Origin of the sequence: Ruminococcus sp. 5_1_39BFAA, assembly GCF_964240875.1 — a bacterium.
Taxonomy (GTDB): Bacteria; Bacillota; Clostridia; order Lachnospirales; family Lachnospiraceae; genus Blautia_A.
In genome coordinates, this window is record NZ_CAXSVO010000005.1 from 100,678 (window position 1) to 112,787 (window position 12,110).

Consider the following 12,110-nt stretch of genomic DNA (forward strand, 5'->3'; position numbering starts at 1 on the left):
GAACACGATTCTATTTAGGAGGGAATAAATTGAGGAAGAGATTAGTTGCTGCATTGCTGGCAACAGCATTGTGCCTGTCAGCTCCGCTGGAGGCAGGGGCTGCCGCTTTGGACGGGGAGTTGGCAGCAGATTTTACAGCAGAAGCAATTGCAGAGGAGATTACTGCGGAGAATACAGAAACACCTGCTGCGGAACAGGAGACAGAGCAGGAAGTGCCTGTTGATACGCAGGCTCCTGAAACAGAAATAGAAACGACCCAAACGACTCAGGAGAATCCGGTGGAGGAGATTCCGGAGGAAACGTTTATTGAAGATGGCTTTACATCAGGGGAGGATAATGTTTATCAGGAGCCGGACGGCGCAGACATTGGAATGTATGACGGTGTTGCTGATGATGAAACACAGACCAATCCTGCTGATGCAGGGGCTGTACAGCAGGAGAATATCAACTGCTGGAAATGGGACAGCGAGGCAAAGGTTTTCTGCTATTATGGGGAAGACGGAAATGAAATGACAATGGCACAGGTGGATGCGCTCCTTGTATCTCAGGGAAAATATACAGGGTACTATGAGATTGACAATGAGTATTACTGTCTGGATGGAAATGGGGCACCCAGAACAGGTGACATTACTCTGTCGGTAAATGGTACGACGGCAACGTATTATTTTGACCCAACTCCGGATGAATTAGGAATTACAGGAAAAATGTACCGGAAGGGATGGCGCTGCGTAACTACTGCGGGAAAAGAGCAGTGGCTCTGTTATGATTCCGGTGAGCAGAACCCGGCAGATATGGGTAAGCTGTATGTTCACGGTACGATTGCCACAGATCTTGATAAGCTTAAGGGAGATGCTACATACCTGATTGATAAAAATGGTTATATCATTGCCGGAAAGACTATGGTAAAAGCTGAAAATGGCTCTTATTATGCTACAGACAGCCAAGGCCGTATTTATAAGGACAAAATGATAACCTATAAAAAGTATCAGTATTATTTTGGCTCAAACGGCGCAAGGGTGACCTGGAAAAACTGTTGGCACCGCTGTCCGGGCGCCGGAAACAGACTGTACTATTTTGGTAAAAAAGCAGGAAGAGTACAGAAGAAAACCGGCTGGCAGAAAGTCACCAGAAGCAACGGTAAATTTTATGGATGGTTTTACTTTAACAAAAAGGGTGCTCACTATGTCAATAAGCTGACAAAAAGCGGTTATTACTTTAAAGAGGACGGAAGGCTTGCCAGCGGAGTCACAGTGATTAAGGGCAAGAGCTATTTCTTTGAAGTATCAACATCAAAGAAGCGAGCCGGAAAAATGGTTAAGGGCCGGATGGTCACCTATAAAAAGAAAACCTACTATGCGAACTCCAAGGGTGTTCTCCGCAGCAGCGGCTGGCAGAAGATTGACGGCAGCTACTATTATTTCAAAAATATGGTTGCAGTAAAGAATACCTATATTAAAAAAGGCAGCACTTATGGTTATCTGGATAATACAGGACGATTTACTACCGGGTGGGTTATCATAGATAATTCGAAGAACCTGGTTAAATATCTGAATCCTGATAAGGAAGGATTTTTAACAAACACCTCCAGATGGATTGATGGTAAGCTTTATTACTTTGATAAAAACGGATATCGTATCAATGATCTGACTTCCAAATATACAGGACCTTACACTCTTGAGGTTGACCGTGTAAACAATGTTATGACAGTATACGCAGAAAATGGGACTGTACCGGTAAAATCCATTCGTGTTTCCGTTGGTCTGCCGGAGAGCCCTACTCCCCTGGGAACCTATTACCTGTCAAGAGCAGGAAGATGGCAGAGTCTGATGGGGCCATCCTGGGGTCAGTACGGAAGCCATGTAGACGGAGCAGGACAGGGTGGTATTTTCGTCCACTCTATAGCGTGTGACCAGCCAAACAGCTATAATTTGTTTACCTTTGGTTACAATCTGCTGGGAAATCCCGCATCTCACGGCTGTATCCGTACCTGTGTAGCCGATGCAAAATGGGTATACGACCACTGCAACGGTTCAAGAATCAGAATTTTTGACGGTACCTATCATGCAGATGAGGTCTTTAAGGGACCGTTGGGCCGCAGGGCATTGGCACCTCTGCAAGGCCAGAAAAACGGCGGATATTTCGATCCTACGGATCCTGCTGTTGTATAATAATGTTATTTGAGAATCAAAGAGCTCTTCGGATTTTCCGAAGGGCTCTTTTTTGAAGGAAATCCTGATAATTTCATTGAAATTTCACATACATGTATGTATAATATAAAAGTAACATTTTTTTAACAAATGCAGAGGGAAAAAGTTAATAAATAAGGCAGGAGGAAACAAATGAAAAAGTGGAAGAACTGGTTATCGGCATTACTGTTGACTGCTGTTGTGGGGGCAGGATTTATGGCAGGACAGACAACGGTAAAAGCAGAGTCGAGGCCTTATGACAGAAGTGATAATGTTGCTCCGGAGGAGTTGGTCCCAAATGTAGGAGCATCCAGCACAAAATCAAAGGTTTCTAAAAACGCATGGAAAAAAATAAATGGTGTGTGCTATAACGGAAGCGGAAAAGTAATTCCGGGAGCGATCACCAGAGGAATAGATGTTTCTGAGTGGCAGGGGAAAATTGACTGGCAGAAGGTGAAAGGTTCGGATGTGGATTTTGCCTTTGTGCGTATCTCCTATGGTTTAAATCATCTTGATACATACTATGAATACAACATGCAGCAGGCTGAATTGGCAGGCGTTCCAGTGGGAACTTATGTATACAGTCTGGCAACAAATACCACAACAGCCTTAAAGGAGGCTCAGTATGCCATTCAGCAGATGAAGGGCAAAAAGGTTTCGTATCCGGTAGTGTTTGACTTGGAGGATTCATCCATGGGAAAGCTCCCTAAAGCTACCATCACCAAAATCGCTCTTACCTTCTGCGATGAGGTGAGAAAAGCTGGCTATACGCCTATGCTTTACATGAATCTGAACTGGTATAACAATCATGTGGATTGGAGCCTTCTGGCTGGTTCAGGGTTGGATGTGTGGATTGCTTCCTATGGTGATACGATTGATGCTCCTGACAGCAGTAAGTATGCTTATACTATCTGGCAGTGTACAGACGGTAATGAAGAGGTTGGGTTAAATCCTACAAAGGGCTTAGTCGCTGGTATTCCAACAAGCAATGATGTGGATATGAACTTCGGCTTTACAGATTATACCACGAAAGTTGTACCCCGCTGGGAACCACAGTCCGGGTATGTTCCCGCAACACAGCCCTTATATCCTGATACTACACTGAAAAAGGGTTTGGTCACGGAAAACGGCAAAACCTATTATTATAAAAACGGTACGAAGATCACAGGCTGGAGGAAAATCAGCGGTAAGTATTATTATTTCAGCGCCAGCAATGGAGCCATGCTGAAAAGCAAGCTGGTGAAAGTAAACGGAGATGTTTATTATGTAGACAAAAAAGGCGTCCGTGTAACAAAGAAGCTTGTAACAAAGAGCAAAAAGAAATATTATTTCGGCAGTGACGGAAAGGCGGTAAAGGGAAGTTATAAGCTGAATGGAAAATACTATTATTTTGACACAGAAAACGCTTACATGTGTACGAATTATAAGCTGATGACTGCCAAAGGAACCATCTATTATTATGGAAGCGATGGCGTCCGCGTAAAGAATACTTTCGTAACCATAAAAGAAAACAACAAAAACAGGACATACTATTTCGGCTCTAACGGCAAAGCATATAAAGGCTGGCATACCATTAAGGGGAAGAAATACTATTTCTATCAGGGAAAAGGCACCAATGCAGGAGTGCGTGCCCAAAGCGTAACACTGACAGATTCAAAGGGCACTGTATCTGTGTTCAACAAATACGGCGTCTGCACAAAGCAGTATAAGAATTAAGCGCCATGGAAAAAACAACAAATAGGCAGGGAAGCCTGAAGGATTACATTTTTTTGCATCTATCCGTCCTTCTGTTTTCCTTTACCTCCGTATTCACAAAGCTGGCATCAGGGGAGTTTAACAAAAACGGTATTTACGGCTGGAAGCTATATCTTTTCCTGTTTCTGATGCTGCTGAACTGTTTTATCTATGCCTTGGTATGGCAGAAAATCATCAGCCGTTTCGAGCTGAGCGTTGCCTACGCCAACAAAAGCGTCTACCTGATCTGGACCCAAGTATGGGCCATACTGATCTTCCAAGAGACGCTGACCGTACAAAACATTATAGGACTGATAATCGTATTTGCAGGAGTATTGGTGGTGCAGAAATATGAATAAATACATGCTGTTAATGTTCGCGGGAACCTTTTTCACCGCATTTTCCCAGCTACTGCTAAAACAGAGCGCCGGAAAAAAATACAAACACCCAATTTTCGAATACCTGAACTGGCGTGTGATCACCGCCTACGCCATTTTCGTAGGCGTACTCCTCCTAAACACATATGCCTACACCCGTGTAGACATGAAATACGGAGCCGTAATCGACACCTTCAGCTACGTATTCGTAATGCTCCTTTCCTATTTCATACTAAAAGAAAAATTCACAAAAGGAAAAGTAATCGGCAATCTCCTAATCATGACCGGCATTTTCATCTACACATTAGGATAAGCAAGATATCCAATGCCAATAACCCACCATCATGATTCTTATTCCATATAATGTTCGCATCCAATCCATCCCGTCAAACAAGCGGGCCAAAAGGGGGTGCGCGAGGGGGAATGCGACCTTCGCTCTCTGAGCTTTCCCCCTCGCTTTAATCTGGATACCCCGGCATCCTATCCTCATAAAGCACATTCTCCCCCAACGGAGAAAGCACCGCTATGTTATGGAATATCTCCCGAGTAAGCCGATCAGCCTCTTCCCTGTCCTTACAGGTAATATAATACCGCACAACATAAGGATTCTTTCCATGGGGAACAATCTCCTCCCCCTTTTCATAAAAAGCCCAATACTCCTTCACACCCGGAAGCCCTGCAAGCTTTTCTGCCTGTGACTGATCATCCACGACCATTCCGTTTTTTCCATGAAAATACAGAACTGCGCAGCACCTGGAAAAATAAGGAGAATGCGCAGAAAGCCTTTTCCGCAGCTCCCCCTCCTGATACACATAATCCAGAAGAAGCTCCTCCACAGCAAGTCCGCTGCAGTATTCCACCAGCTCATGCTCATAGCCAAAAAATCTTCCCGCAATCTCGCATACCGACACAGGAGTGCCCGGCTTCCAGAAAAACTGCATAGAAAGAGGTCCTGATCTTTGCCCGGTATATTCCACCGTTTTTTGCAACACTTGACGGGCTTCGTCTATAACATGATCGATCAGCCTGGAAGGATAAACATTTCTGGTACTGATGGGAATCTCCTGTGTCCCAATGGATGTCTTTTCCCTGTCCGCAATACTCAAAACATGTACCTGCCCATCCAGAATCCAGGTCATCATATTGAACTCATATCCATCGTGATATTCCTCCACAAGCAGCTCCTTAATGTCCGAGGTTTCGCAAACATAATCAAAATGCTGACGGACCTGCTGAACAGAATCCAGAACGAGAACCCCCCTCGAACCGTATTTATCCAACGGTTTCACCACAACAGGAAAAGCAAATCCATCCAGCGCCTGATCCGGGAAATCCCGGTTCACAGTTGTAAAATGGGGCGTAGCAATCCCAAGCTGATCCAGCATTTTTTTCATTTTATATTTGTTTCTGTAAAGATCCAGCTTATCCGGGGAAAAATAGCACTTCAAGCCAGCCTTTGCAGCAATTTTCACCATGCACTCAAAAAGATAATCGGAAAAAGAGGTGATGATTCCATCCACCTGCTCTTCCTTGCAAAGCCGCGCAATTTCATCTATATTGCCAGGCGGAATATCATAGGATTTATCGGCATGGGCCTTTCCCTCACTGTTTTTGTAGCCATCAACCACAATGGTGTAATAACCGCGTGCCTTAGCGGTCTCGATAAGCTGAATGAATTCTCTGAGGGAACCCAGAATTAAAAGCCTTTTTTTCATAAGGAACCTCCTGTTTCCTGTAATTGCTCCAAAAGAACCCGGGCAAGCCGCTCCATATCTGCAGGCAAATACCGCTGATCCACAGGCAGGGGAAGAATATGAGAAGCAAAATCCCATTCCAGGCAGTCGGAGGAACACTGCGCAATCACATTATTCCAGTAGGTAGGAACAAATATTTTCTGTGCTGCCAGAGATTTTTTCAGGATAGCAGCTTTGTTTGTATAAAAAGGGTAAACAAAAGGAACCTGTGGTGCAGAAAACTTTTTTCCATTAAAGTTCCCTAAATGGTCTTCCAGAATCCTGTAATTTGTCCGGCGCCGCATGGCAGCGCTCTCATAATCAATTCCGGACAGCAGATTTCTGGTAAGCGGTGACATTTGTTTTACAGGTTCTTGGTAAAAGCTTTCTGCTGTATCCAGCATATTCTGATAATAGTCAGAAGCACTGTGTTCGTAGCGCCCAAGAATGTGGGACATCCGCGCCGCAGAGCTGTCCAGCGGAAGTTTTTCATAATCAGATGGCTTTTGGGGTAGATATAGATAGGCTCCGTCCGGCAGACCGAAAAATTTCCTGCAGGAATAGAGGGTTGGAACACCCTTCACAGGTTTCTGGTAAAAATCGTGGGTGTGATCCACAATAAGGTTTGCGTATTTCTCTTTCAGATAAAGAATTTTATCCTTCGTAAGCTGTCCATAATAGTTGATCACATAGACAAAAGAGCCTGCTTCCGGCTCAAAATCCCTGGCGGGAAGAAAATCCTCTGCCAACGGGTACCATTTCACCGTTCCGTCCCAGGTTTCGCAGATTGCCGTTACTGAATCGCAGATAAAGCGGGGCAGATAGAGAATCTGAACCTTTAGCTCCTGCAAAGCATAGAGAAGTGCAGTGCGCCCAAGGTTCAGACGGAGCAGGTTCTGGTGATATTCCTTCCCGGGAAGGGGTTCCATTTGAAAATATCCGCCGATTTCCTTCATATATAATAGTATCCTTTCGAAAATTATGCGGTTTCTTTTGCCTTGTCCTCTTTGTTCTCATCGGTCCGATTGTCTTCGGTTTCAGCCCTCCGAACTACAAAATGGGGCATTTTCTTTGCCTCGTCCAGTACGTGCATCAGATATTCGCCCAGGATGCCGATGCCAAGAAGTATCAGGCCGTTGTATGCAAGGATCAGCAGCACAGTGGTGGTAAAGCCTTCCACCGATACGCCAAAGGCAAAGTACCGGAAAAGATAATAAATGGCAAGACAGATGCTGACAACAAAGCTTACGACACCAATATCCCTTACCACGATCAGCGGGAAAGAGGAATTGGTAGTGATGTCGTAGATCAGATCCTTTACCAGGCGGCGGAAGGTATAGCCGCTGTGACCGAATTTGCGGGCATCATGCTGCACTTCCACGTTGATGATTCGGTTTGAGGTCTGCACCAGGAGATTTCCGATTTGGGGCAGATGGATCGTATTCTGTACAATGGCATCCATAATGAACCGCCGCATCAGCCGGAAACTGGTAATCTCCAGGCTGGGGTCCTTATGAAGCATTTTGGACGTGGCATAGACGGAAAGGCGTGTGCCCATTTTACGGATAAAATTGTGATGACGGTTGGCATATTTTGCAATGATGACATCCACATCATCTCTCTGGTCCATAACCTGGATCAGCTTGGGGATTTCTTCCGGCGGATGCTGGAGGTCATCATCCATGGTAATGACAAAATCTCCCTTTACATAAGAAAAGCCGCAGAGAAGTGCGGGATGCTGTCCGAAATTTTTTGCAAGCTGTATGGCTTTCACGCGGGGATCGCGCTGGTGGAGCTGTTCCATGATTGCAAAGGAATTGTCTTTGGAACTGTCGTCCACTAAAATCAGTTCAAAGTCCTGATGGACAGTATCCTCAAAAACAGTTTTCAGGCGGGTATATAATTCTTCCAGCGTATGCTCGGAATTGTACACGGGAACTACGATGGAATATAAACTCATTGTTTGTTCCTCCTTATTCAGGTGAATTGACGGGCAGAAGCTATGGCCTGTCCGCGGATTGTTTTTCATGATTATACCGTGGTCACTAAGCTCATGCTGCGCCTGCGGCTTGCATTCCCTAAGTGTCCAGGTATATGTTCTCACTAGATTCGCGGTGCGCCTCTCGGCTTGCGCTCATCAAGTGTTCACATTATATCACTTTTTATAGGGGAAAGCAAATTTAGGATTGAATTTGCTGGATAATTGTGAGAAAATGAAATACAGTTTAGACGTGCGCCTGTGCGCAGATGCCGGAACTGTAGTATAATGAACTGTATAAAACGCAGCAAATATGGAGTTTAACAGATAAACTATGACAGAACGTGAAAGATCGCGTATTCCATTTAACAAGCCCGCTTTTGTGGGAACGGAATTAAACTATATAAAGGATGCAGTAGATAAAGGAATGCTCTGCGGCGACGGAGAATACACGAAGAAGTGCGCCGCCTGGATGAAGGAGCGCTTCCAGGTGAACCAGGTGTTTTTGACAACTTCCTGCACTCATGCTTTGGAAATGGCTGCTTATCTGGCAGACATTCAACCAGGCGATGAGGTGATCATGCCCTCTTTTACCTTTGTATCTACAGCAGACGCTTTCGTGCTCCGGGGAGCCAAAATCGTGTTTACAGACATTCGCCCCGATACGATGAATATAGACGAAAAGCTGATCGAGGATGCCATCACTCCCAGGACAAAGGCTATCGTGCCTGTTCACTATGCTGGTGTGGGCTGCGAGATGGACACGATTATGGACATCGCCCGCAGACATAACCTGAAGGTGGTGGAGGATGCCGCCCAGGGCGTCAACGCTTTTTACAAGGGAAGGGCATTGGGAACCATTGGGGATTTCGGCTGTTACAGCTTCCATGAGACAAAAAACTATACGATGGGAGAGGGAGGCGCCGTGGTGTTCCAGGATGCCGCATATCAGGAAAAGGCGGAGATCCTTCGGGAAAAAGGCACAGACCGCAGTAAATTCTTCCGGGGGCAGGTGGACAAATACCGTTGGATCGATTACGGTTCATCCTATCTGCCAAGTGAAATGAATGCGGCTTATCTCTACGCCCAGCTCGAGGAAAGTGAGAAGATCAACAGCAAGCGGCGGAGGATTTATGATTATTACCATGAAAATTTAAAATGCCTGGAAGAGAGAGGTTATATCCAACGCCCCCTTGTGCCTGAGGAGACAGAGCATAACGCCCATATGTACTACCTGAAGGTGAAGGATTTAGAGACAAGAACCCGTTTGATATCTTATTTAAAAGAGAATAATATTTACAGCGCATTCCACTATATCCCTCTGCACAGCTCTCCGGCAGGAATGAAATTCGGACGCTTTCACGGGGAGGACAGGTATACCACCAGGGAAAGTGAGAGACTGCTCAGGCTTCCCATGTTTTATAACCTGCCTATGGAGGATGTGGAATACATTACGAACAGGGTTCTTTCCTTTAACTTTTAGTCCCTGGAAAGCTACAGGAGGACACAAATAATATATGATAAAAAGAAAATATAAAAGTCTGACAGCCATGATTTTATTGCTTGCACTGCTGACCGGATGTATTCCGGTACAGGCAGCCCCTGCAGTGAATAACGGCACCATGGGAGCAGTCACTTACGACCAGTCCCTTCCCGCGCCGCCGGACACCTTTTCCGAGACTGCAGTTCTGATGGACGCAGATACAGGCGCTGTCCTTTATGGAAAGGGCCAGGACGATATCAGATATCCGGCCAGCATCACAAAGATCATGACACTGCTTCTTGCAGCGGAAAACGCATCTCTGGAGGATCAGGTAACCTTTACGGAAACCGGAATCCGGGAAGTGACGCCGGACAGCGGAAATATCGGAATGCAGCTTGGGGAAGTCATGTCCATGGAATCCTGCCTCTATGCGGCGATTATACAGTCTGCCAATGAGGTTTCCACCCAGATCGCAGAGTATGTAGGCGGCACGGAGGAGCATTTCATCGAGATGATGAATCAGAAGGCACAGGAGCTGGGCTGCAAAAATACCCACTTTGTAAACGCTAACGGAATGCCGGATGAAAACCACTATTCCACAGCCTATGACATGGCGCTGATCATGCAGGCTGGTCTGAAAAACGAGACGTTCCGGAAGATCATCGGTACCCAGGATTATGTGATCCCGGCTACCAATATGAGCAAGAAAAGAAAGCTCCATACCCATCTGCCTCTGCTTGCGGAGGAGTCGCCGCTTTGCTATGAAGGGTGTCTGGGAGGGAAAACAGGTCTGACACAGGCATCTCAAAACACTATGGTGGTGGCGGCGGAGCGAAACGGAGCCACTTATATCGTGGTAACTATGCGGGACGCGGAGCTGAGCCAGAATTGTGCGGACAGCATTGGACTTCTGGACTATGCCTTTAACAATGTTCAGAAGGCTCCGGAGCCAAGCCCAACACCTGAACCAACACCGGAGCCTGTTTTGGAGCCAAGTCCCACAGCAGAGCCGGCGCAGGAGCCTGCCATAACTGAGGCGCCGACGGAGGACGCTGAAATGCAGGGGGAGTCGTCAGAAGGACTCTCTGCACATAGAAGTACCCTTTTGATCATCGGGGCAGTGATGGCAGTTATTTTGATCATTTTGTGCATCGCCCTTGCGAGGAAAAAGCGAAAGCACTGAAAATATTGAAAAACACATGAAAAGGAGAAGAAAAAATGGGAAAAATTAAAGTAACAAACTGTGATGACATCGAAGGATTAAAAGTAATCGAGCCTACCGTATTCGGAGATTCCAGAGGTTATTTTATGGAAACCTATAATTATAATGACTTCAAGGAAGCCGGAATCGACGTGGAATTTGTTCAGGATAACCAGTCCAGCTCAAGATACGGCGTTTTAAGAGGACTCCACTTTCAGATCAATTTTCCGCAGGACAAGCTTGTCCGTGTAGTAAACGGGGAGGTATTCGACGTTGCTGTGGACTTAAGAGAAGGCTCTAAAACCTACGGAAAATGGTACGGCGTGGTGCTTTCCGCTGAAAATAAAAAGCAGTTCTTTATTCCGAAGGGATTTGCACACGGCTTCTTAGTGCTTTCCGAGACAGCAGAATTTACCTATAAATGCTCTGACTTTTATCATCCGAACGATGAAGGCGGACTGATCTGGAATGACCCGGATATCGGTGTTCAGTGGCCGATACCGGAAGGCATGGAGCTTATTTTCTCCGATAAAGACCAGAAATGGGGAAGCTTCAAGGAATTTCACAGATAGGAGAAACATATGCTGAAAACGATTCTGGCTCTGCCGGCGGATGTATACAAAAACCGCCGGCTTGTCATGAAGCTGGCAAAAAATGATTTTAAGACCAGGTATGCCGGCTCCTATTTCGGAACCTTCTGGGCGTTTGTACAGCCTATTGTCACCATTTTAGTGTACTGGTTTGTGTTTTCCGTGGGATTCCGCTCCAATACGGACAGCGTGGGAGTGCCCTTTGTACTCTATCTGGTGGCTGGTATCGTGCCCTGGTTCTTTTTTCAGGACTCCCTGATCGGGGGGACGAATGCCCTTATTGAATATAATTATCTTGTAAAAAAAGTCGTTTTTAATATCAGTGTTCTTCCGGTTGTGAAGATTATTTCTGCCATATTTGTACACGGCTTTTTTGTGTTGTTTACCATTATTCTGTATCTGTGCTACGGAAGATTCCCGGATTTCTATTATCTGCAGCTTATTTATTACAGTTTTTGTGTGTTTGTGCTGGCATTGGGAATCTGCTACGTGACCTGTTCTGTCGTTGTGTTCTTCCGGGATCTGACACAGATGATCAATATCGGACTGCAGGTAGGCGTATGGCTCACCCCCATTATGTGGGTGGCAGAGGACTCTCTGAAGGGACACGCCCTTTTGCAGAAGATCCTTCAGCTCAATCCCGTATATTATATCGTGTCAGGCTACCGTGATTCGCTGATCATGAAACGCTGGTTTTTTGAACGTCCGCTGTGGACGCTGTATTTCTGGATTTTTGCCATCGCCTGCTTTGGACTGGGGAATTGGGTCTTTAAGAGGCTGCGTGTACATTTTGCAGATGTATTGTAGGATTGCCATGAGAGAAAGGAA

At 45.8% G+C, this 12,110-nt stretch carries 11 protein-coding genes; 8 read left to right on the forward strand and 3 right to left on the reverse strand.

Going from position 1 to position 12,110, the window contains the following annotated elements:
• The first annotated feature begins 29 nt into the window (after nt 1-29).
• The 4 genes from ACESZH_RS08610 (at nt 30) to ACESZH_RS08625 (ending at nt 4,610) form a co-directional block, all read left to right on the forward strand.
• Nucleotides 30-2,168, forward strand: a complete 2,139-nt coding sequence (locus ACESZH_RS08610; RefSeq protein WP_373214333.1) for a L,D-transpeptidase family protein — start codon at nt 30-32, stop codon at nt 2,166-2,168.
• A gap of 171 nt (nt 2,169-2,339) precedes the next feature.
• Complete coding sequence (locus ACESZH_RS08615; RefSeq protein ID WP_373214331.1) at nt 2,340-3,902, forward strand: GH25 family lysozyme; 1,563 nt, start codon at nt 2,340-2,342, stop codon at nt 3,900-3,902.
• Nucleotides 3,903-3,907: 5 nt separating this feature from the next.
• A complete protein-coding gene (locus tag ACESZH_RS08620; protein WP_373214329.1) occupies nt 3,908-4,279 on the forward strand; it encodes an EamA-like transporter family protein in 372 nt (123 codons plus the stop codon).
• Complete coding sequence (locus tag ACESZH_RS08625; RefSeq protein WP_373214327.1) at nt 4,272-4,610, forward strand: EamA family transporter; 339 nt, start codon at nt 4,272-4,274, stop codon at nt 4,608-4,610. The genes ACESZH_RS08620 and ACESZH_RS08625 overlap by 8 nt, the downstream gene beginning before the upstream one ends.
• Before the next feature lie 145 nt (nt 4,611-4,755).
• Here the strand turns inward: ACESZH_RS08625 and ACESZH_RS08630 are convergent, their stop codons facing one another.
• The 3 genes from ACESZH_RS08630 to ACESZH_RS08640 are packed head-to-tail and all read right to left on the reverse strand — an operon-like array spanning nt 4,756 to nt 7,990.
• A complete protein-coding gene (locus tag ACESZH_RS08630) occupies nt 4,756-6,012 on the reverse strand; it encodes an ATP-grasp domain-containing protein (RefSeq protein ID WP_373214325.1) in 1,257 nt (418 codons plus the stop codon).
• Entirely contained in the window at nt 6,009-6,986 is a 978-nt protein-coding gene (locus tag ACESZH_RS08635) for a hypothetical protein (RefSeq protein ID WP_373214324.1), read from the reverse strand. The genes ACESZH_RS08630 and ACESZH_RS08635 overlap by 4 nt, the downstream gene beginning before the upstream one ends.
• A gap of 23 nt (nt 6,987-7,009) precedes the next feature.
• The gene (locus ACESZH_RS08640) at nt 7,010-7,990 is read right to left on the reverse strand and encodes a glycosyltransferase family 2 protein (protein WP_373214323.1); all 981 of its coding nucleotides are present in this window, start codon (nt 7,988-7,990) and stop codon (nt 7,010-7,012) included.
• A gap of 352 nt (nt 7,991-8,342) precedes the next feature.
• On the opposite strand from ACESZH_RS08640, the gene rffA reads away from it, so the two are divergent.
• From rffA to ACESZH_RS08660, 4 genes are read left to right on the forward strand one after another with little or no spacing between them, the layout of a single operon-like run.
• Nucleotides 8,343-9,491 carry a dTDP-4-amino-4,6-dideoxygalactose transaminase gene (gene rffA / locus ACESZH_RS08645; RefSeq protein WP_373214322.1) on the forward strand — a complete coding sequence of 383 codons (1,149 nt, stop codon included), beginning with the start codon at nt 8,343-8,345 and terminating at the stop codon, nt 9,489-9,491.
• A gap of 34 nt (nt 9,492-9,525) precedes the next feature.
• Nucleotides 9,526-10,674, forward strand: a complete 1,149-nt coding sequence (locus ACESZH_RS08650; RefSeq protein ID WP_373214321.1) for a D-alanyl-D-alanine carboxypeptidase family protein — start codon at nt 9,526-9,528, stop codon at nt 10,672-10,674.
• A gap of 35 nt (nt 10,675-10,709) precedes the next feature.
• Complete coding sequence (rfbC, locus tag ACESZH_RS08655; RefSeq protein ID WP_373214319.1) at nt 10,710-11,264, forward strand: dTDP-4-dehydrorhamnose 3,5-epimerase; 555 nt, start codon at nt 10,710-10,712, stop codon at nt 11,262-11,264.
• Between the two features lie 9 nt (nt 11,265-11,273).
• Nucleotides 11,274-12,089, forward strand: a complete 816-nt coding sequence (locus ACESZH_RS08660; RefSeq protein ID WP_373214318.1) for an ABC transporter permease — start codon at nt 11,274-11,276, stop codon at nt 12,087-12,089.
• Nucleotides 12,090-12,110: the final 21 nt, after the last annotated feature.